The following is a 21,885-nucleotide window of genomic DNA, read 5'->3' on the forward strand; positions in this document are numbered from 1 at the left end:
CTTTTATCATAGCTCCTTTTTATTTATATTTTTCTATTAAATTTTTTAAATCTTTGATAAAATCATCATCGTCTCTAAGCTTCATATTATACCACGATGACTTTGGAGGATCTACGACCACATTTTTAGTTCGGCTATTTATCAAGCTAGTCCATCTATCATGAAATAAATATTGGTTATCTAGAGTAACCTCAATCTGCGGTGCAAAATAACAAAGGGTTGTATATTTACCATCCCTTGTTATATTACCTCTAGCATAATAACCACCAGTTGGTAAATGCCCATTGCTACCTTTATAAATGATGGTTTCACCAGCTTCGTCTACAGGAATAATATATTGATGGTTTACCTTTAAACCTGACCCAAATCTCTCGTCTCCAAATTCTTCTCCAGAATTATACTCCTCTATCTTTATTATATCTCCAACCTTTACATCTTCCTCTGAATAAATAATATCATCTATTTTTACTTCGTATACCACCATTTCTGCTTGAGCTGGCACCGTCTCATTTTCTTTAGATTCCTCAGTATAGACTTCAAATTGATAGTTTTTAAAATATATATTAGTCACAGTACCTTTAAACACTAGAACACTATCCTTCAAAAACTCTTCAGCAAATCCTACAACCTTTGCATCTCTACTAGTACTGTAATTTAAGATTGTATTCTTTGGAGTTTCAATAGGCTCTGTTTCTGTAAATCTAAGAGAGGAATAATTTATTGATAAATCATCACCACTCCCCCCGTCCTCTGCTTCTCCTATACTACCAACTTCATTAGCTAGTTCATCACCTTTACCTTCTGTTTCTCTATTTAGAGTACTGTTAGCATCTATTGTATTGCCTTTTGCCTCATTATCAGTTTTTCCATCAGCTATTTCATTAACACTTTGTTGGTCTTCTTTGGTTCGTTTTTCTTCATCTGAAACACTAGAATCAATTGCAAATAATTTATCCAATTCTTTATGATTTGTAAGTTTTGCACCTAAAACTATAACTAGACCTAAAACACAAGCAATAGAAATATATCGTGCAATTTTCAAATTTAATCTATCTCTAATAAAACCTCTGGATTCCTTTTCTAGCTTGTCAATTTCCAAAATACTTTTTTTAGTCCTAGCTCTAAGTGTCTGTGATACTTGATGCTTTTCTAAGTTGTTTTTCATACTTTCCTTTATTTGTTTATCCATTTACACCAAGCCCCTTTTCATTAAATATTATCGCTAACTCTTCTTTAGCTCTATACAACCTTGAATTTACTGCTGCCACTGAGATTCCTAAAACCTTTGCTATTTCTTTTGCAGTCATTTCTTTATAATACTTAAGATACACTACTTCCTTGTAGATGTCCGGCAGTTCTTGAAGAGTATCATAAACCTCGTCCTCAGACTTTTTTTCATCATAATAATGATCACCTGCCTCCTTAATAGTGCTAAACTCTATAACATTCCGTCTCCAAGAACTCTTTAAAATATCTTTGCAAGTATTTATTGCAATGCTTGTTATCCAGGTTTTAATTGAAGACTGGCTTCGAAAAGTATGCCCCTTTTTATATATCTTTACAAAAATCTCTTGAAAAGCATCTTCCGCATCATGCTGATTTTTTAGAAAGTACATACATATATGTAATACTTCATCGCCATACATATCCATTAGATTATCAATATCCATAGATACTTGATCCTCTGCTTTTTTCTAAAAAACAATCATTTCACCTCCTTCTAATTACTTGCTTATCTTAATAAAAACTCTTTTTAAATCTTCCAAGAAGTTTTCATCGTCTCTCATTTTAAATTTCAAAAGTGGATCTTCTAAACCGTCAACAATTACCTCTCTTGAATTACCATTTATCAAGCTAGGCCACCTTGTGTGAAAAATATATTGATTATCTAGTGTAACTTCAATTTGCGGTGCATATGGATAATTTATTGCATATTTGCTATCTCGCTTTATATCTCCTGAAGCGTACTCTGACTGCTCAACAGAATAAATGATGTTCTCCCCCGCTTCATCTACAGGAATAATATATTGATGATTAACTTTTAATTTACAAAATTCCTCTTCCTTTGGGAATGACCAACTATCATATTGGTTTTCTATCTTAATAGTGTCACCAACCTTAAAATTTTCCTTAGAGTACAAAATATCCTCTATCTTCATCTCATATACCACAGTGATTGCTATATTATGAAGTATTCCATTTTTCTCAAATTTATCGCTGTATGTATCATATTTATAGGTTTTATAATAAGCATTAGTAACTGTTCCTTTAAAAACCAACTCACTATCATTTAAAAAACCTTCACTAAAAGCTGCTACATTCACCATAGCAAACTTCTGATCTGAATATTCTGAAGGAGTTATTGGAACTGTTTCAGCAAATCTAAGGGAGTTATAATTTATAGGTGAATTATCCTTAGGCTGAAGTTCACTATATTTTTTAGGATTTTTCGGCTCAGTAACTCCCCCATTCTCTGCTGTCACAATATTCTCTTGCATTGTTTCTTGATTATTATTTCTATTACATAAACTATTAGCCCCTATAATCACTAATGATCCTACCAAACAAATTACTACAAAATAACTCACAAACTTTATATTAAGTCTCTTTTTCTTAATATTCTTTTCTTCTAAATCCATAATCCTTTATCCTTTACCTCAATAATATTTTAATTCTTGTATTTATCCTTCTACCTATTAGACGATTGGAAAATGAAATTCTATTCATAAAATAAATATTTAAAAAAAATATATGGTCTTACATTATAGAAATTAAAAAGTCCTCAGATGTATCAGCTACATCGAGGACTTTTTATATTTCTATCGATATTTAAAAATATTATTTTAGTTACGTTATCCTCTTGGTTCTTTAGGCACTGCAAGTCCTAAATCTACTTTAAGAAGAAACCTTATTGGCTCTGAATAAGTTACTCGTCCACCTGCATCAGTAAACCTCATTTTTAAAACATGATATCCATCTCCAAAATCCCGTAAATCTTGTATTTTCCAAAAGCCTGACTTCTTATTATCGTAATCCTTATAGACATTATATACATCTGTTCTTGTATATCCATAAGATATATCTATGGATATATCGTCTATTAAAGCCTCTACCTTTTTTATATTCGATTTGCTTAATGCCCATCCTTGGATATGAAAATAATTAACTATAGTATTCTGCAGTGGAGTATCTATACAATACTTTAATGTATTCTCAACATTAAAGTTAACTGTTTCTGATACTGTTATTTTTCCTTTTGCATCAGTATATCTCATTGCAATAGAGTGCGTACCAAAAGCTAACCAACTTATATCAATCTTTCCGCTGAAACCTGAATTCTTATTATTGTAACCCTTGTAAGCATTATATACATCTGGTCTACTTAAACCATACTGAATTTCTTCAGCTACTCCATCTATTAACGCTTCAACTTTAGTTATACCAGTTGTACTCAACGCCCATCCTGCTACATATAAAACATCTCCATTAATCTTTGCTCCTTTTGCTGGTAAATCTAAGTTGCACCTTCTATCTTCAACAAAATTAAAAGATGTTACTTTCGAGTTACTCACTATTCCAGCTTTATCAATTATCCTTAGTTGAATCTCATGTTTACCATATGTCAATTTGCTTATATCTATTACGCCATTAAAACCTGAATTTTTATTATCATAATTTTTATAAGCATTAAACACATCCGGTCTACTGTAACCATACTTTAATTCACCATAAGATATTCCATCAACAATAGCTTCAACTTTTCCTACTCCGGCTTTATTTAAAATCCATCCACCAATATTTAATGTATTTCCTGTTATATTTCTTCCTTGGCTAGGTGTATCTATACTATATAAAAATTTATCTAAATTCTCAATTATAAACGGTACATCATTTACTATGCTAATTCTTCCAGTTTTTTCTGTTATTCTTATCTTTAAACGATGTTCACCAAAGCCTAATTTGCTAACATCAAGATTTTCAATATACCCTGATTTTTTGTTATTATAATCTTTATATACATTATATACGTCTAATCTATCATACCCATACTTAATTTGTACAGGTTCATTATTATCTATTATTACTTCAACTTTATCTACCAAATCTTTACTTATTACCCACCCGCCTACAGTTAACAAACCATTTTTTATTACAGTATTCGGTCTAATTGTATCTAAACTATTCTTTATAGTACTAGAAATATTAAATGTTACAGGAACTGATAATTCTGTTTTTCCATCAGCATATGTCACTTTCAACTTCATTGTATGAAGCCCCATGCCATATTTCTTTATATCCACATTTCCAGTAAAACCTGAGTTTTTATTATTATATTCTTTATAGACATTATATACATCAAGTCTAGCTTGTCCATATTTTAATTCTATAGGTGCACCATTATCTATTACTGCTTCTATCTTATTTATTGTGCTATTACTTAAAGCCCATCCATTTACCTGCAAAGAATTACCCAAAATATTCATCCCATGTGCTATAGTATCAATATTAGTTTTTATATTACTAGAAACATTAAAGCTTACAGTATCAGAAAAACTTTTAATACCTCTGTAATCAGTAACTATCAATGTCAATTGATGAGTTCCATAGGATAAATTCCTTATATCTAATTGTTTTTTAAAACCAGAATTTTCGTCATTATAAGTACTGAAAGCCTTATATACATCTTCTCTCTTTATCTTCATATCTAAGTCTATAATTTGATCATCTATCTTTGCCTGAACCTTAGAAATAAAGTCCTTACTTAATGCCCAACCACTTATATCTAAATAAGTTCCTGTAATATTTTGTTCTTTCCTTGGGCTATCTATAGCATATTTGAAAGTATAATCCTTTTGTATTGAAGGATCGTTAGCAGGCAAGTATTTTATATCTATAGAACAAGAACTTTGTTTTTCATAGTGAGAAAGTTGTATATAAAAATATTTATCACTAGAAGAATTCGGCATATAGTATTCTAAATGTCTAGGAGAATCAGAAATCCCATATTTTGTGTCATCGAAAAATGCAAATTCTGCATACGGCTTATGAAGGTCATTTAAAAATACTTTGCCATCTATTTCATCAGGTACATTAATTGCTGTTAGTTTTACCGCGGTATTTGCTGGTACATATATCTTATACCAACTTATATCATAAGAATTTTCTAAATTTGCATTTACTATACTTGGACTTGTTACATTCTGAGCTTTAATATATGTATTGTCATCTAAACTATTAGTTCCTGACGTTTTTAACTCTCCTGCTACTCCCGTAAGTATCTTTTTAACATCTAAAATGCCATATCCATAAGCTATATCTGGCAAATCTTTAGATAGTTTAAAGGTAGAATCTTTGAACTTATCTAATATATCCTTTGTAGTTATTTGTGGATTCTTACTTGCTATTAAAGCAATTTCTCCAGTAACAATAGCTGCCGCTACTGAAGTCCCCTGCAATTCCCCATATTTCTCATAATAATAATCATAATCCTGTATAGTTGAGTTGATATGTACTCCAGGTGCTACTAAATCAATGCCACCCGTATAGTCTGAAAAATAACACAACTGATTATTTTCATTTGTTGCTCCTACTGTTATAACATTACTATAGCTCTCAAGTCTTGTTTTTTTAATCACGTTATACTCTGACGGTGCAACAATAATACAACCTTTTGAGACAGCATAATCAATAGCTTCCTTTAAAATAGAATAATCCATGGATTCACATAATATAGTAAGGTTTAATATCTTAGCACCATTATCAGCTGCCCATCTTACGCCTTTTGCTAAGACACTTTCTTCTAGAATACTATCTTTCTTCACAACTTTAACTGATAATAATTTTGAATCATAGGCAATTCCACTAGTTCCAATATTATTAATATTTGCTGTAATAATACCTGCTGCAAAAGTTCCAAAGTTACAGCTATCATAATATGGAGAATTAGTACCAGTAAGGTCTACTCCACCTATTACCTTGCCAACTAAATCCTCGTGACTGCTATCTATACCAGAACCGATAATTGCTACTGTAACGCCACTACCAGTACTTAATTTCCATAACTCTGGTACTTGTAGATTATTAAAATACCACGGATAACTTGATTCACTACTTGCAGTTGTCGCTACATTAGTAGCTAAGTTATTATTAATTGGAGGTTTATCCTTTACACTAGTATCTTGAGTTCCAGTAATTAGTTCTGCTAAAACTGTTTTTACTTCCACAACCCCAAATAGATTGATTAGAAATAACCAAGCGATAAATAAACTAAATAATCTTTTTTTCAAATATAGCACCCTTTCTAATATGTTCTTTAAAACAATCTTTTTCCTTATTAATACTTTTGTTTTGTTTTCTTTACATAACTTTAATATATTAACTCATTATCTACTATACATTCAAGATATATAACATTAATTTTATACTTTTTTTCTATTTTTTATAATATCTTTAATTTTACTTTAAATCGCACTAACGTTTTCAAACTTTTCCCTTATAAATAACCTAATATTGCATGTAAAAAGAGTTAGTACTCTTTCATCAATACTAACTCTTTTTTAACCCTATCTATTCAATTTTCAACTCTTTACAAGTGCCCTCTAACCATTTAGCAAACTTCTCTTTTTCCTCATATTGAGGGAAATGAGCCGACTCCTCAAAAACTACAAACTCCTTCTTTGGAGCAGAAATAGAATCGAGATATTCTTTTGCAGTATTAATAGCAGTCATATAATCATATCTTCCAGAAACAAAATAACAAGGAACCTTTAAAGTTTTTACTTCCTCTGGGAGATTCATATTCTTTACTTGATTCCATAATACATCACCATTAATTGACACACCTTTAAGATATTTAACACCATCAAAGAGATTATACTCCTTGCTAAATAAAATTCCTTTTATTAAATCAGAACTTTCATCAATTAGTCTATAGGAACCACCATACTTTACTATAAAAGTTCTTGGCAAGGTTTCTTTCTTATTTTCAATTAAAGTTCTGTACCCTTCTATCGCTTCTATGTCCTTGGTATCGCTCTTTTCTTTTGCTTTTTCTAAGGAATATTCCAAGCTTTCAAGTTCACCCTTCCATAGGTTACCCGCTTGTCCAATCCCTATATATGCATGGTATTTCTCTGGAGCTTTAGCAGCAGCTTTTATTCCTAGGATTGTCCCAAAGGAATGACCTGCTAATATAACCTTATCAGCTTTAAGTTCTGACCTCACATAATCTGTTACTTCAAGAAGATCTTTAACAAGGGTATCAATAGAAATCCCCTTATAATCTTCCTTGAAGCTATATGATTTTCCCATGCCTCGTTGTTCATAATTCACTACCACATAATTTTCTTCTAGTATATCCTGATACTTTCTTACATAAGAAATTTCAGGACATCCTGGTCCACCATGTACAAGCAGAATTGCGGGCTTACTTTTGTCTACACCTCGTATCATTATTTCCTGTTTTGCTCCATTGATTTCAATAGTCTTTAACTGTGCAATACTATTAGTATGATTTTTTATTGCTGGTGTCCATGTTGGATGAAAGAACCATACTAGTAGCAATATGATCAATAAGCTACTTATAATTTTCCACTTCTTTATTTTTTTCGTTGGTGTTACTTTTGAGAATCCCAAATCCATAGTTCCCCCTTGAAATATAAATCTTTTCTATTCTTCTGAAAATACTTTTTCTGTTTCCTTCAAAATATTATAATTAGTTAAATCATAATGAAGAGGTGTAACAGTTACATAACCTTTAGTAATAATACCCACATCTGTAGTTTCATCATCACTATCACAAGGGGTGCCTTTAATATCATAAGTCCTACTGCCTTCCTCACTTAAAGTTTCAAAAAAAACATCCTTATATATTCTTTCACCCATTGAACAGATTTTTATCCCCTTCACTGCTTCTGTTTTAGGTATATTAACATTTAACACTATGTTTTCACTTAATTTATTATCCTTTAGCTTTTCAATAACTTTTAAAGCATACTCTGCACCACGTCTAAACCCTTCCTCAGTTCCATCACAAGAAATAGCTATGGCTGGCACACCTACGACTGCTGCTTCTATTGCCGCTGATACTGTTCCAGAATACAATACATCTGTACCTAAATTATAACCATCATTTATTCCAGAAATAACTAAATCCACTTCAAAATTCATAAGTTTTTCTACAGCAAGTCTTGTGCAATCTGCCGGAGTTCCATTGATGCTGTAAGTTGGACAATCAACTTCTGGTACAATCTCTTCCTTTATAGTAAGGGTTGAATTTAATGTAATTGAGTGACTGCTGGCACTTCTTTGAACATTTGGTGCTGCCACAATAACCTCATGGTGCTTATGAAGTTCCTTTGCTAAAATTTGTATCCCTCTTGCATTTATTCCATCATCATTTACAATCAATAATCTCATTTTAAAATCTCCTCCTTATGTTTTTACCTTTTCAACTGTTATAACTATATATTGGTAAACTAGCTCTCCTCTGAATATATATCAGCTATAAAACCTTCAATTGTTATAATTATATGTAGTTCTCAGTCTCTAAATCTATTTAAAATTACTTAATATCTATAGTAATAATTCTTATGATATTTTTGCATCCATTAATACTTTGCTAGTAGCATCTGAAATTTCAATATACTTAATGATAATTCACTTATAAATCTTTGTAAATTAAAAAATATTATTCCTACGAATTTATGCAGATAAATGAGGGAATACTGAATGTTGTAAGGCATCTTATAATAAATAACTATAAAATTCGACTTACCTAGTTTTTATTGTGATGATTCCTAACAGTTTAAGGAGGACTCATTATGGAAGTGGCTTCTAATGGTGTTTTTTCTCAACTTATTTTAATTTTTATCTTAACCTTGATAAATGCTTTTTTTTCTGCTGCTGAAATGGCTATAGTTTCTACTAATAAAAATAAACTTAGAATACTTGTTGAAAGCGGAGATAAAAGAGCTATTAATTTAGAACAACTTGTTTCAAATCCTGCAAATTTTTTATCCACTATACAAGTAGGCATTACCCTTGCTGGATTTTTTTCTAGTGCATTTGCTGCCTCTGGTCTTTCTAAGCATTTGGCTGGAATTCTATATAAATACAATATACCTTACAGCGATGAAATTTCACTTGTTGCTATAACTATGATAATCTCCTATATAACTTTGGTTCTTGGAGAACTATTTCCTAAAAGGCTAGCTTTAAAAAACCCTGAATCCATAGCTTTATTTTCAACAACTATAATAGTATATTTTTCTCGAATAACAAAACCCTTCGTAAAACTATTATCTATATCAACTAATTTACTACTTAGGATTTTCAAATTAGATATAGAAGCTTTAGAAGAAAAGGTTTCAATAGAAGAAATTCGTTCTTTGATTGAAGTAGGACAAGAAAATGGTGTCATTAATGAAACAGAAAAGGAAATGATAGAAAGTATCTTTGATTTCGATAATACATTAGCTGTGGAAGTTATGACTCCACGAACTGAAGTATTTATGATAGACATTGAGGATCCCATTGAAGATCTCCTTCAAGAGATTTCTGCTAAAAACTTTTCAAGGATTCCAGTATTTAAGGACACTTATGATAACATCATAGGTATCTTACTAATGAAGGATCTATATTCGAAAACCTTAGAGGAAGGATTTCACAACATTAACCTTGAAGCTATTCTCAGAAATCCTTACTTTGTTCCAGAAACTATAAACATAGATATATTGTTTCGTGATCTTCAAAAAACCAAAAACCACATGGCAATTTTAATCGATGAATACGGTGGTTTCTCTGGCGTAGTTACTTTAGACGATTTAATCGAAGAAATCATGGGTGATATATATGATGAACATGAGGTTGAAGAAGAAACAGGTATGGAAAAAATAGACGATTTTACTTATCTAGTCAATGGAAGATGTAGCCTTTATGATTTAAACGAGGAGCTTAATATTAACATAGAGGATGATGATGTAGAAACTTTGAGTGGATTGTTGATAAAAATAATGGGGAAAATTCCTTCTAGCAAGGATACTCATGCAGTGATCTATTATGATGGTCTAGGTTTTAAAATAGAGGCTATAAATAAACATACTATAAGTAAGGTAAAAGTTTTTTTAGAACAAAAGGCCAATAAAAAATAAAGTTAGATCCATAGCAAAATTACCCTATATTATAGAAATTTACTGAATCATATAGTTCCAATAATTGATACTTCATTACATATATTAATTTTTCATTTTTAATATATATTTATAATGTAGCTTCAGTTTTTGAACTTATATATCTATAATATAGGGTACATCTTTTTATTAATCTGGTTTTATATTTTTATTGTATATCTTTATATTTTTATTCTATACCTTTATCCTTAATCTTAGAGATATAGGCAAAACCAACAATTGAAACGGCTATACCAAGAAGACTTACTATTTGAGCTGTTCTAAGTCCTAGTATCATTAAACTATCAGTTCTTAACCCTTCAATAAAGAATCTTCCTAAGGAATACAAACCAATATAACTACAAACAGTAGTACCTGTTGTTTTTACTTTTCTAAGAAGATAGAAAAGTATAAAGAATACTATAAGATTCCATATAGATTCATATAAAAAAGTTGGATGATAATATGCTCCATCTATGAACATTCCATTTTTTATAAATTCAGGAAACTTACTTATAAAAGCTTCTGACACAACTCCACCGTGAGCCTCTTGATTAAAGAAATTTCCCCATCTACCTATTGCTTGAGCCAGTATTATTGATGGTACAGCAATATCCATTGCTTTAAAAAAGTTTATCTTCTTCCTTCTAGTATATATGTAGGCAGCCAACGCTCCAAAAATAATTCCTCCATGTATTGCAAGACCGCCTCCTCTGATATTTAATATTTCAGCTGGATTTTGTGAATAATACGAAAACTTAAACAATACATAGTAAAGTCTAGCTCCGACTATACCACAAGGCAATCCTATTAAAACTCCATCTAATACATTTTCGTAATCAATATCTCTGTATTTGCAATTAAATTTCGCAAGGTAAATTCCAAGTAATGCACCTAACGCTATGATAACTCCATACCATTGTATAGATACTCCAAATACAGTAAACGCTACAGGATTCATATTCTACACCTCTTTTGCAGATTTTATATAGGGATAACTATACTTAACCCCTGTTGTTCCATTTAATTATAAGTGTTTTTAATTCTATTGAAAAGGATTATATATAAGTTTGGACAATGCATCTATACCTATAGCTTTATTAATGCCCCAAAATTCCTACAAGTTACGAAGTATTTTTAAGGTTAATTTTTTAAATTTATTTTAAGCTAGCAATTGTATAATTAAAATTAGAAATGAACCATACTTTAAATAATATATGTAGCAATGTCTAATAAAAAATCTCAACTGCGTATGAATTTAATGTAACAGCATTATTGTAACTTGTGTTTCACGTGTTCTATAAAATCATAAATACTATAATAATGATAATTATATATCAAGCTATTATAATATTTAAGTACAAACTTTGATAGAATTTCTATATAATAAAAAAATCAACATATAAATTGGGGAGGAAAATTATGAAAGCACTTATTATTGAAGATGATAAATTCTTACTTGAATCAATATGTCAAAGTATCTCTGAAGATTTTGAATATGAATATGCAATGGATGGAGAAGAAGGCCTCTATATGGCTGAGCAAAATATTTACGATGTTATTATATTAGATATTATGCTTCCTTCTATTGACGGCTATGGAATTCTGGGAAAACTACGGGAAGCCTCTGTCTTTACCCCTGTTTTAATACTCACTGCTAAAGATTCCATCGATGATAAAATTAAAGGCTTTAAACTTGGAGCTGACGATTACTTAGTAAAGCCTTTCCATAGAGAAGAACTTTTACTTAGACTTGAAGCAATCATAAGGCGAAATGGCAATCACCTTAAGGATCACGTTTTGACTTTTAAAGATTTGTCCTTAAACACAAAAAATAAAACTGTATTTATTAATGATTCAGAAATATTTCTTCAAGGAAAGCAATTTGACATATTAGAATACTTACTAAATAATCAAGGAGCGATCTTAACCAAGGAACAAATTTTTGACCGTATTTGGGGCTTTAATTCAGATACTACTGTTAGTGTAGTAGAAGTTTATGCAAGTAACCTAAGGAAATCCTTAAAAGCTCATGGTTATGATAAATATATTAAAACTGTAAGAGGTCTTGGTTATATGCTTGTCCCAGGGGAGGAATAATGAAAAAATTTAAAAATGTAATATTGGAAAAATTTAATTTATCAAAACCTTTTATGAAAGGTGACCTTTTAAGAAGCAGTAAAATCAAACTATTAGCTACTAACGTTGCATTCTTTGTAGGGATAATATCTATTTTTTCTTTAATAATTTTTAATTATATAAAGATTAATCAGTATAAATCAATTGATATGGAAATAACAAAAAGTATTAATGATATTCCTAGATTGATGACAGACCATAGACCTAAACCTGATATCATAGTTATACTTTGGGATACCAAAGGAAACATAATAGATATTTCAACTAAGTCAAATTTTTTCGAAGAAAATAAAACCTCATTCTTTCCAAAGTCTTTTGATACAATACAATCTCTTTCAGTGTCAGACTCAAGTTTTAGAACAGAATCGGTTAAAGTAAAAGCTTATACTGGTGATACTATTTATGCTCAAGTTTTAATATCAAGCAACAGTGAAGACAATGCCCTTAGCAATATTTTTGTGATATTAACAATTGGCGGCAGTTTGGTTATCATACTCTCTGTATTTGCCAGCTATTTCCTAGCAAAACAGAACATGAAACCAATTTTACTTGCTTGGCAAAAACAGAAAGAATTTGTTGAAGATGCATCTCATGAAATGCGTACTCCACTTACAGTTGTTCAAACAAAATTGGAGCTTCTTTTAAGAGAGCCAAATGCAAAAATCATAGATAAATATGACTACATCGCTCCTGCCTTAAGCGAAACAGGCAGACTATCAAGGCTCGTAGGAAATTTGCTTACCTTAGCTAGAGCAGACTCTAATACTACAGAAATCATTAAAGAAGAAATAGAGGTTAACAGCCTAATTTCAAAGATTTGTGAACCTTATATTGAGATAGCTGAGTTAGAAGATAAAAAAATATTTATCAATCTTTCAAATAAAATATACCTACCTTGTGACAAAGATAGAATCCATCAGCTAATGGTTATACTTTTAGATAATGCACTAAAATATACTGTCGATAATGGCATAATTATTGTAAATAGCTATATAAAAGATACAAAATGGTTTTTCCAAGTAATAGACAATGGCATAGGTATAAAAGAAGAAAACCTTGGTAAAGTTTTTGAAAGGTTCTTTAGAGAGGATAAAGCCCGTTCTAGAGAAACTGGAGGGTCTGGCCTTGGGCTATCTATAGCTAAATGGATAGTAACTAAGCATGGTGGAACCATAAAAGCTATGAGAAACCAACCTACCGGAACAATTATTGAAGTTAAAATCCCTATAAATCCTACTACTGCTTTAAAAGAAATATAATCTTAAATGTACTAGTATTGAAAAATATTATTTTTCTCCCCATAATAATAACTTCTAAATATTTAAATAACTCTGGTTGCTTAATTGCATACTGCTTTTAAGCAACCTTTATATTTTTTTCACCAACTCTTTACATGCTTTAATAAAAATCTCCATAAAGTATATTGATTTTTTGATATATTTATATAATCTTGATTCATTTACCATAAATAAAACTTATATGAAATAAAAACCGATTATTTTATACCAAATACCAATATTTTTTCTAAGGTATCTCCATAGCTTTTTAAAGAATCAATCTGTTTAAACCCATACTTTTCATACAAATTATCTTCTTGTGTTGAAATATACACTTTGTCGGAACCTTTTGTTTTTGCATACTCCAATGCTTTTTTAATAATTTTCTCGCTTATTCTATTACCACGATACTTTTCATCAACAAAGATAAATCCAATCCATGGTGTATATACACAATTAGGGATATAATCTGTTTTTGTAATTGTACAAAAACCAATAACTTTCTCCTCTTCAATAGCTACAAATACACCTTCAAAATCTTGAAATTCCTTTGCACGCATTTTACGTCCAAGGCTTGACCCTGCTCTCCACGAACAATTCTCAGCCATTTCAATTGTTTTATTCCAATATTTATCCCTAATATCTAAAAATCTAACTTCCATTAATGTTCCTCCAAGTTTTATTATTACTTATAATGCTTTGTATCAACGCTACAACTATTATACTTTCATTATATATCATCTTCAAATATGTATATAATCCCCTATCATTCCATATTGTTTCATGGCAAATTCTAAATAAATACTTTTTTCAATTTATCCTAGTATTTTATTACATTCTCCTAAAAAAACTTATTATCTTAATATATTTTTTAAGCGACTTTTAAGCTTACAGTATCATAATTCAATTATTGATTATGAGAAAACTATCACGAGAGGGTGTAAAATATGAAGAAAAAAATGATTATTTCCATTATAATAATTGCTGTTTTGGGTGTTGGTGGATTTGCAGGTTACAAATATCTTGGCAATAATAAGCAAACAACAACAGTCCAAGCTCAAACTTATATTTCTGCAGCAGTTACTAAAAGAAATTTAGAAAAAACCTTAACAGGCTCAGGCTCTGTAGAAACTACTAGCACTAAAACTATCTCTGCAAACATTAGCTCTACTAGTTCAACTAGTACTGCGCCATCAAGTACTTCTATTACTTCTACAGCCCCTGCTACTATAGCATCAACCACTACAACTACTTCTAATACTAGCAGTAATACAACTTCTAATTCTAAAGGTTCTTCTTCATCAACTACTGTAACGCCTTCAGTTACCGTAACTTCAATTAATGTTACCTTAAATCAAAAGGTTTCATATGGAGATACTTTAATCACTTTATCTGATGGTACGGCAATAACAGCCCCTTATTCTGGAGTTATATCAAACATAGCAGTAGCTGTTGGTGACTCTATTAAAGCAAATCAAAATTTAATTACTACGTCTCTTACTGTAGCTTCTATTAATGTAGCAGAAAATCAGACAGTTAATGCTGGTGACTCTTTGGTTACCCTATCAGATGGTTCAACAGTAACAGCAACCTATGGTGGTATAATTTCAAACATCTCAGTAGCTGTTGGAGATACCTTGAAATCAAGCCAAAACTTAATTACAACTTCTTTCACAGTATCTTCAGTAAATGTTATTGCTAATCAATTTGTTCCTGCTGGTTATACCTTATTTACCTTATCGAATGGAACTACAATAACAGCTCCCTTTGATGGAATAGTATCTGCAGTTTCAGTAGCTGCTGGAGACACAATAAAATCTGGTCAAGAACTTGGAACAATTTTTGATAGTAAGCATTTAATTATTAAAATGGATGTAGACGAAACAGACCTTAGTACTATATCTGTTGGTCAAGCTGTTGACATCACCCTAACTGCTTATAGCGGAAAAACTTTCCAAGGAACTATAGCTGCTATAGGTGCTCAAGGTAGTTACTCAAATGGATCGAGTACCTTCCCAGTTACAGTATCCTTAAATGATACAACTGATGTAAAGGTAGGTATGTCTGCAGAAGCCTCAATAAAAATTGCTTCTGTTACTGATGCTCTTTCAATACCTGTAGAAGCTGTAAAACAATCAAATGGTAAGAAAGTCGTTATGGTAGCTTCCTCTGATGGAACCACAAAAACTGTTGAAGTAGAAACAGGTCTTACTACAGACACTTATGTAGAAATTAAAAGTGGCCTTGCTGAAGGAGATTCTGTTCAAATAGCTCAAAGAAGCTCTTCTTCAAATAATAATTCTAGCGGCTTTGGGGCTATGGGTGGCACAATGCCAGGTGGAATGCCAACAGGCAATAGACAAAATAGTCAAAGCAGTACTCAAAAATCTTCCAGTGGACAAACCAAAAGACCAAGTTAACCTAATGAAAGGAGAAAAGCTATGATTGATATTAAAAATGTTTCTAAATCCTATACAATGGGGTCAAATATAGTTAAAGCACTAGATGATATAAGCTTTCATGTTGATGAAGGTGAGTTCGTATCCATCATAGGTCCTTCTGGTTCTGGTAAATCCACTTTAATGAATATTCTTGGATGCCTTGATGTTCCAGACAGCGGCACTTATACTTTTAATGGTTTAAATGTAGAAAAAGCTAGAGATTCTAGTTTAGCAGAAATAAGAAATAAACAGGTTGGCTTTGTATTTCAGAACTTTAATCTGTTAGCTAAATTAAATGCTTTAGAAAATGTAGAAGTCCCCCTTTTATACCGTGGCTTAAATAGTAAAGAATGTAGGAAAACCGCTTTAAAATATTTAGATTTAGTAGGCTTAAAAGATCGTGAACATCATAAACCTAGTGAATTATCTGGTGGGCAACAACAAAGAGTAGCTATAGCAAGAGCTCTTGCTGGTTCTCCAAATATTATTCTAGCCGATGAACCTACTGGTGCTTTAGACTCCAAAACTAGCAACGATATTATGGCACTAATTAAAGATTTAAATAGAAATGGACAAACTATTATTTTAATCACTCATGATAAAACTGTAGCAGAACAAGCTAAGAGGGTTGTACGAATAGAAGACGGGAAGCTTTATGAATAAGGAGGGATACCATGAAATTAATACACACAATAAAGTTAGCTCTAAAAAACATAGTAAGCAATAAAATGAGATCCACCCTGACAATGATCGGCTTAATCATTGGTATATCCTCCGTTATAATCCTCGTTGGAATCGGAAATGGATCCTCAAAAAGTATCACTGATCAAGTTTCTTCCCTTGGAACAAATCTTATCACAGTATCGGTAAAAAACTCTTCATTAAAATATCTAAAAAGTGAAGACATAGATGAAGTAGAAAAAATATCAGGAGTAAAATATGTAGCTCCCTCTATTTCAACCTCAGGCACTATAAAATATCAGGATACTTCTCAGTCAATTTCTATATCAGGAGTAACAGACACTTTTCTAGATGTAAGAGCCATGACTCTTTCAAGAGGAAGATTTGTTTCTGTGTTAGATGTGGAAAATAAAAATAAAGTCATAGTTCTTGGTTCTACCCTTGCTACAGATTTATTCGGATTCTTAAATCCAATTGATAAATATGTCACTATTAATGGTAACAACTATAAAGTAATCGGTGTTCTTGCATCTCAAGGCAGTTCTCAAGGAACTAATACTGATGAACTTGCTATGATTCCCCTTTCAACAGCGATGACTTTAGCTAAAACAAAGAATATTTCTACGGTTTATATTGAAGCAAACAGTAAAGATGTAGTAGACTCAACACTGGCTTCTATCCAAACTCTTTTAGCAGAATTATTAAACTCAACCACTACAGATAAAACCTTCTCTATATCAAGCCAGAATCAACTTCTTGAAACAATGAGTTCAGTTTCAAATAGTCTAACTCTACTTCTTGCAGGTATAGCTGGAATATCATTAGTTGTCGGCGGTATAGGAGTTATGAATGTTATGCTAGTATCTGTTTCGGAAAGAACAAGAGAAATAGGTGTAAGAAAAGCTTTAGGCGGAAAAAGAAAAGATATTATGATGCAATTCCTAATTGAAGCCTTGGTATTAAGCATTATCGGTGGTGTTCTTGGTATTGGCGTGGGAATTGCTGGTGGCTATACAGCAAATAGCATTGGAACGACTTTCGTACTTTCCACTAATATCATCTATATCTCTTTCCTATTCTCTATGGCTGTAGGAGTAATCTTTGGTATATTCCCTGCCTATAAAGCTTCAAAGTTAAAACCAATAGATGCATTAAGATATGAATAAAAAACAAGCTGTATCTCTGTAGAGTTTATTCTCTGAGATACAGCTTATTTATATAGATATCAAATTGTTTCTTTATTAAAACTTAACCCTCGTATACAGTATATACAAAGGCTATGAGGCAAATATTCAACGCTCAACCTTTACACTTTAAATATTTATATATAGTAGTTTGTCGGGTCCATCTTCTTATTATTCATATCTCTTACTTCAAAATGTATATGTGGTCCTGTTGACCATCCAGTATTACCTACATAAGAAATAAGTTCTCCACCTTTAACATTTTCTCCCTCTTGTACAACAAGAGAAGCATTATGTGCATATAAAGTTATTATATCTCCATGGTCAATCATAACCACATTGCCGTAACCAGTCATAACACCAGAATAAATAACAACTCCATCCTTCAAAGCATATACTCCTGAACCTTCTTTTGCACCAATATCAATTGCCTCATGTGGTTCAATGTTACCGCTAATAGGGCTTTCTCTTTTTAATTCATAACGGGAAGTTATAGGATATCTAACTCCACCTGTAATACTAAAAAGTTTCCCAGTAGGTGTAACTTCTGGAGTAGGTGTAATCACTGAATTTTGTTCCTCTTTCCTCTTATTATCAGCATCAACGTTCGCTTGCTTTGCTTCATTATTTTTTTGTATTATTTTTTGCATTAAACTATTTACTTCGCTCTCTTGTTGTGCTATCAACGCTTGTTGAACTTCTGCTTGTCCTTCTATTTGTGCATACAGCTTGTTCTTTTCTCCCTTAGCACGCTCTAATTTAGCAGTTTTTGCTTCATTTTCTTTCTTTGAGGCTTCAACATCACTTTTAACCTTTTGAAGCTCATTTAAGCTATCGTTTAACTTATTTTCTTTCTTTTTCAAATCATCTACCATAGCTTGGTCATGAGATGCAATACGTCCTATAAAATTCAGCCTAGAAATTAATTCTGAAAGACTGGAAGATCCGAAGAGAATATCTATATATCCATTCCCCTGATTTTTATAGAGAAATTTAAGCCTTTCTTTCATTTTCTCTTTGCTTTTCTCTAAATCCTCCTGCATCTTCTTTATATCCGCTTCAAGAGTTACAGATTGATTATTCAAATCTTGTAGTTTTTCTTGTAATTTATTTACCTCACCTTGAGCTTTTGTAATATCTTCATCCAAACTCTTTATTTCTTGAAGCATCTTATTCATATTACTTTGCAATTCTGTTAGTTTACCCTTATCCTCATTAATCTCTTGCTGTTTTGTTTCTGCTTCTTTCTTTGCAGAATTAGCATCTTCGACTAATTGATCTGCTTTATTTTGAAGTTCTGTTGAAGTTTCAGCTAAAACTGGCGTAGTCAACGTAACCACACAGAGTATTGTACAAATAAAAGTTTTTAATCTGTTATTCATTTTTCCTCCTTAAGTGACTTTTATATATTTATTTTAAATTTTATCTCAAAATTTTTAATTCCTACAATTACTATTCGACATTGCAACTTTGATTTCCTTTATATCTATAGATTTTTTTAGATAAAAAAACTGGCTCCTAACCTACATTAGGATACCAGTTTTTTTGGACAATGTATATATTCTTTTTAGTCAATTTTAAATTTATCTATTTCCTTTGAAAGTCTTTCAGATGTTACCATTAATTCAGAAACTCTATCATGAATCTTTTCAACATATTGATTTTGTTGTTCCATCGAAGCATTTACTTCTTCAGTAGAAGCTGAAGTTTCTTCGGAAATCGCACTGATATCTGATATAAATTCTACCAAACTATCTTTTTCTTTCTTAAGCTTGTCCAAAGCTTCCTTCAGATTTGTAACTCTTAACTCAACATTATCAACTGACTCCTTTATTGTTGAGAAAGCTTGCAATGTATCTTCTACCTCTGAATCTTGTTTTGATATCTCTGAAATAATATTTTGTGACATATTAACTGATTCTTTGGTTCTTGCATTTATATTTTTTAATATCACAGCTATTTGCTCTGTTGAATTCTTTGTTTCTTCAGCAAGTTTTCTTACTTCTTCTGCAACTACTGCAAAGCCCCTACCTTCAGCACCAGCTCTAGCAGCTTCAATAGCTGCATTTAGTGCCAACAAATTAGTTTGTTCTGAAATACTACTTATGCTTGTAAGAATTCCTTGAACCTCTTTTGTGCTTTGTGAAAGTTCGTTAATAGAATTACTTAACTTACTTGTAGTTTTTAAATTTTCAGCTGACTTAATCTTAAGATTCTTCACAAGTTCCATACCTTCACTAGCTCTGTCTTTTGCATCTCCAGACAAGTCTGTTACTTCATCTGAATAAATAACTACCTTTTCAAGCTGATCTCCAAAGCCTTCTGCTGTTTGTGAACAATCGCTAGATCTTTCAGCTTGTGTAGACGCTCCTTGCGCTATTTGCTCTGATACTTGATATACTTCTGAAGTAGAAACAAGAAGTTCACCTATACCAACAGCTATTTGCTCTGTCGATTGATTATTATTATCTACAGCTGTTTTAACCTCTGAAACTAACTTCTTCAAGGTATTAACCATCTTATTAAAGCTATTTGCAAGAACACCTAATTCATTTTTCGAATTAATATTTATTTTTGCATTTAACTCACCAGCTTCAACCTTATGGATAACCTTTATAATTTCATCTATCGGTCTTGATATAGATAAAGATATACTTAATGCTGTAAATAAAGTTAAAATAAAGCATAAAATACTTAAGACTATAATCATGTGTGTAGTTGTTTTAGCTGAAGAAGTTAGTTCACTATAAGGAACAACTGCTACGTATTTCCACTTTAGTCCTGGTGATGTATTATATACTGCTAACATTTTAGTGTTAGTATCTGGATCTATGAACGCAAAGTCTCCACGTTCACCTGACATACTTGTAAATACTTCCTTCTCAGCCCAGCTTTGTCCTAATGCTTCATTAGCTTTGTGAGAAACTACATTACCAGACTCATCTAGTATATACATATAGCCTTGCTCACCAAATTTAACATTTTCTAAAGCCTTCTGAAAAATTTCTGGTTTAATATTAATTGTTAATATCGCAGGTTTTTTAATTTCTCCTACTCCTATTAATCTATTACTACTAATAACACGACCACTTGCTGAGTAATTAGCATCATCGTGTGGCGCAAACCAAACACGCCTTCCATTTTCTTCCTTCAAAATTTTATACAACTCACTACCACTTATATCATCAGCCTTAATACTACCTGTACCTAGACTAGGATATCCATAAGATGTCCCATTAGGATTCATTACATAAATACTTGCAATGTTAGGATTGGTTGCTGCAATAGTTCTTAATATAGTAGTTTGCTTGTTAAATAGTTGAAGCTTCCCATAAGCATCTACATCAGCATCTTCTGATAAGGCATTGACAAATTCTTGGTTAGAAGATAATTGCATCGCATAATTGTCCATAGTTGCTACAATATAATCTACATAGTTTTTATTTTGATCTAATACCTCATTTGTTGAAGCAATAAACTGTTTTTTTGCTTGGCTATTCATATTTGCAGTAACAATTACATTTATAATAAGCAACGTTACAATAGTTATACCTAAAAATGAGAAGATAATTTTCTTAAAAATACTGACATTTCTCAAAATATTAACCCTTTCAAAAATATTCACCTTCTGAAAAAGTTTAAATTTACTAAAAACTGCCTTCTTCTTAAGAACATCATTTTTCTCGGAGCTAGTACTTTTTTTAAGATCACTGTTTTTCTTAAAAGTAAATCTTTTCTTTAAAACATCTTTTTTTTCTGAAGCATCCTTCTTCTTAAAAAGACTTCTTTTACTTCCCATACTTTTCACCCCTAGCTTATATAGTTTTACAAGCGTTTCCATTCATATCTTTTTTAAGTAGAATGTATAATGTTGATATACCTCTATAAATAACCTATTTCATCTTCTTTGTGTTCATAATATTTTATCATTTTTTGTAATAAGAATCAATTATATTATATAGTATATATTATGCTCCTCTTGCTTCTAATATTA

At 31.2% G+C, this 21,885-nt stretch carries 16 protein-coding genes; 6 read left to right on the forward strand and 10 right to left on the reverse strand.

The genetic code is table 11. The annotated features are described in order from the left end of the window. Nucleotides 1-19 precede the first annotated feature (19 nt). The 6 genes from CLOCEL_RS17170 to surE all read right to left on the reverse strand — a co-directional run bounded on the left by CLOCEL_RS17170 (nucleotide 20) and on the right by surE (nucleotide 8,418). Entirely contained in the window at nucleotides 20-1,189 is a 1,170-nt protein-coding gene (locus tag CLOCEL_RS17170) for a hypothetical protein (protein ID WP_010073517.1), read from the reverse strand. Next, nucleotides 1,182-1,670, reverse strand: a complete 489-nt coding sequence (locus CLOCEL_RS17175; protein ID WP_010073518.1) for an RNA polymerase sigma factor — start codon at nucleotides 1,668-1,670, stop codon at nucleotides 1,182-1,184. The genes CLOCEL_RS17170 and CLOCEL_RS17175 overlap by 8 nt, the downstream gene beginning before the upstream one ends. A gap of 54 nt (nucleotides 1,671-1,724) precedes the next feature. Next, complete coding sequence (locus CLOCEL_RS17180; RefSeq protein WP_010073519.1) at nucleotides 1,725-2,639, reverse strand: hypothetical protein; 915 nt, start codon at nucleotides 2,637-2,639, stop codon at nucleotides 1,725-1,727. 213 nt (nucleotides 2,640-2,852) lie between these two features. Continuing rightward, nucleotides 2,853-6,287 (reverse strand): S8 family peptidase, encoded by a 3,435-nt coding sequence (locus CLOCEL_RS17185; RefSeq protein WP_010073520.1) that lies wholly within the window; start codon nucleotides 6,285-6,287, stop codon nucleotides 2,853-2,855. A gap of 280 nt (nucleotides 6,288-6,567) precedes the next feature. Further along, nucleotides 6,568-7,641 carry an alpha/beta fold hydrolase gene (locus tag CLOCEL_RS17190; protein WP_013291848.1) on the reverse strand — a complete coding sequence of 358 codons (1,074 nt, stop codon included), beginning with the start codon at nucleotides 7,639-7,641 and terminating at the stop codon, nucleotides 6,568-6,570. A 27-nt stretch (nucleotides 7,642-7,668) separates the two neighbouring features. Beyond that, a complete protein-coding gene (gene surE / locus CLOCEL_RS17195; protein WP_010073522.1) occupies nucleotides 7,669-8,418 on the reverse strand; it encodes a 5'/3'-nucleotidase SurE in 750 nt (249 codons plus the stop codon). Between the two features lie 404 nt (nucleotides 8,419-8,822). Between surE and CLOCEL_RS17200 the strand changes: the two genes are divergently transcribed. Beyond that, nucleotides 8,823-10,151: a hemolysin family protein gene (locus CLOCEL_RS17200; RefSeq protein WP_010073523.1), complete on the forward strand. Its 1,329-nt coding sequence runs from the start codon at nucleotides 8,823-8,825 to the stop codon at nucleotides 10,149-10,151. A gap of 208 nt (nucleotides 10,152-10,359) precedes the next feature. Here CLOCEL_RS17200 and lgt read toward each other — a convergent pair whose 3' ends face one another. Continuing rightward, the gene (lgt, locus tag CLOCEL_RS17205) at nucleotides 10,360-11,130 is read right to left on the reverse strand and encodes a prolipoprotein diacylglyceryl transferase (RefSeq protein ID WP_010073524.1); all 771 of its coding nucleotides are present in this window, start codon (nucleotides 11,128-11,130) and stop codon (nucleotides 10,360-10,362) included. Between the two features lie 461 nt (nucleotides 11,131-11,591). Between lgt and CLOCEL_RS17210 the strand changes: the two genes are divergently transcribed. Both CLOCEL_RS17210 and CLOCEL_RS17215 read left to right on the forward strand, forming a co-directional pair. Continuing rightward, nucleotides 11,592-12,269, forward strand: a complete 678-nt coding sequence (locus CLOCEL_RS17210; RefSeq protein ID WP_010073525.1) for a response regulator transcription factor — start codon at nucleotides 11,592-11,594, stop codon at nucleotides 12,267-12,269. After that, nucleotides 12,269-13,567, forward strand: coding sequence for a sensor histidine kinase (locus tag CLOCEL_RS17215; protein WP_010073526.1), 1,299 nt, complete (start codon nucleotides 12,269-12,271; stop codon nucleotides 13,565-13,567). The genes CLOCEL_RS17210 and CLOCEL_RS17215 overlap by 1 nt, the downstream gene beginning before the upstream one ends. A 236-nt stretch (nucleotides 13,568-13,803) precedes the next feature. Here the strand turns inward: CLOCEL_RS17215 and CLOCEL_RS17220 are convergent, their stop codons facing one another. Then, the gene (locus tag CLOCEL_RS17220) at nucleotides 13,804-14,247 is read right to left on the reverse strand and encodes a GNAT family N-acetyltransferase (RefSeq protein ID WP_010073527.1); all 444 of its coding nucleotides are present in this window, start codon (nucleotides 14,245-14,247) and stop codon (nucleotides 13,804-13,806) included. A gap of 285 nt (nucleotides 14,248-14,532) precedes the next feature. On the opposite strand from CLOCEL_RS17220, the gene CLOCEL_RS17225 reads away from it, so the two are divergent. The 3 genes from CLOCEL_RS17225 to CLOCEL_RS17235 are packed head-to-tail and all read left to right on the forward strand — an operon-like array spanning nucleotide 14,533 to nucleotide 17,873. Then, nucleotides 14,533-16,005: an efflux RND transporter periplasmic adaptor subunit gene (locus CLOCEL_RS17225; RefSeq protein ID WP_010073528.1), complete on the forward strand. Its 1,473-nt coding sequence runs from the start codon at nucleotides 14,533-14,535 to the stop codon at nucleotides 16,003-16,005. A gap of 21 nt (nucleotides 16,006-16,026) precedes the next feature. Further along, nucleotides 16,027-16,689 carry an ABC transporter ATP-binding protein gene (locus tag CLOCEL_RS17230; protein ID WP_010073529.1) on the forward strand — a complete coding sequence of 221 codons (663 nt, stop codon included), beginning with the start codon at nucleotides 16,027-16,029 and terminating at the stop codon, nucleotides 16,687-16,689. 11 nt (nucleotides 16,690-16,700) lie between these two features. Continuing rightward, complete coding sequence (locus CLOCEL_RS17235) at nucleotides 16,701-17,873, forward strand: ABC transporter permease (protein ID WP_010073530.1); 1,173 nt, start codon at nucleotides 16,701-16,703, stop codon at nucleotides 17,871-17,873. A 155-nt stretch (nucleotides 17,874-18,028) separates the two neighbouring features. Here the strand turns inward: CLOCEL_RS17235 and CLOCEL_RS17240 are convergent, their stop codons facing one another. Both CLOCEL_RS17240 and CLOCEL_RS17245 read right to left on the reverse strand, forming a co-directional pair. Continuing rightward, complete coding sequence (locus CLOCEL_RS17240; protein WP_010073531.1) at nucleotides 18,029-19,273, reverse strand: murein hydrolase activator EnvC family protein; 1,245 nt, start codon at nucleotides 19,271-19,273, stop codon at nucleotides 18,029-18,031. A gap of 185 nt (nucleotides 19,274-19,458) precedes the next feature. Next, a complete protein-coding gene (locus tag CLOCEL_RS17245; RefSeq protein ID WP_010073532.1) occupies nucleotides 19,459-21,690 on the reverse strand; it encodes a methyl-accepting chemotaxis protein in 2,232 nt (743 codons plus the stop codon). Nucleotides 21,691-21,885: the final 195 nt, after the last annotated feature.

It is taken from the genome of Clostridium cellulovorans 743B, from assembly GCF_000145275.1.
GTDB classification, from domain to species: Bacteria; Bacillota; Clostridia; order Clostridiales; family Clostridiaceae; genus Clostridium_K; species Clostridium_K cellulovorans.

Coding starts and splice junctions, on each gene's coding strand:
- lgt (WP_010073524.1), bottom strand. CDS start 11,130: ATGAATCCTGTAGCGTTTACTGTATTTGGAGTATCTATACAATGGTAT.
- CLOCEL_RS17225 (WP_010073528.1), top strand. CDS start 14,533: ATGAAGAAAAAAATGATTATTTCCATTATAATAATTGCTGTTTTGGGT.
- CLOCEL_RS17170 (WP_010073517.1), bottom strand. CDS start 1,189: ATGGATAAACAAATAAAGGAAAGTATGAAAAACAACTTAGAAAAGCAT.
- CLOCEL_RS17180 (WP_010073519.1), bottom strand. CDS start 2,639: ATGGATTTAGAAGAAAAGAATATTAAGAAAAAGAGACTTAATATAAAG.
- CLOCEL_RS17240 (WP_010073531.1), bottom strand. CDS start 19,273: ATGAATAACAGATTAAAAACTTTTATTTGTACAATACTCTGTGTGGTT.
- CLOCEL_RS17220 (WP_010073527.1), bottom strand. CDS start 14,247: ATGGAAGTTAGATTTTTAGATATTAGGGATAAATATTGGAATAAAACA.
- surE (WP_010073522.1), bottom strand. CDS start 8,418: ATGAGATTATTGATTGTAAATGATGATGGAATAAATGCAAGAGGGATA.
- CLOCEL_RS17190 (WP_013291848.1), bottom strand. CDS start 7,641: ATGGATTTGGGATTCTCAAAAGTAACACCAACGAAAAAAATAAAGAAG.
- CLOCEL_RS17230 (WP_010073529.1), top strand. CDS start 16,027: ATGATTGATATTAAAAATGTTTCTAAATCCTATACAATGGGGTCAAAT.
- CLOCEL_RS17235 (WP_010073530.1), top strand. CDS start 16,701: ATGAAATTAATACACACAATAAAGTTAGCTCTAAAAAACATAGTAAGC.
- CLOCEL_RS17200 (WP_010073523.1), top strand. CDS start 8,823: ATGGAAGTGGCTTCTAATGGTGTTTTTTCTCAACTTATTTTAATTTTT.
- CLOCEL_RS17215 (WP_010073526.1), top strand. CDS start 12,269: ATGAAAAAATTTAAAAATGTAATATTGGAAAAATTTAATTTATCAAAA.
- CLOCEL_RS17210 (WP_010073525.1), top strand. CDS start 11,592: ATGAAAGCACTTATTATTGAAGATGATAAATTCTTACTTGAATCAATA.
- CLOCEL_RS17175 (WP_010073518.1), bottom strand. CDS start 1,670: ATGGATATTGATAATCTAATGGATATGTATGGCGATGAAGTATTACAT.
- CLOCEL_RS17245 (WP_010073532.1), bottom strand. CDS start 21,690: ATGGGAAGTAAAAGAAGTCTTTTTAAGAAGAAGGATGCTTCAGAAAAA.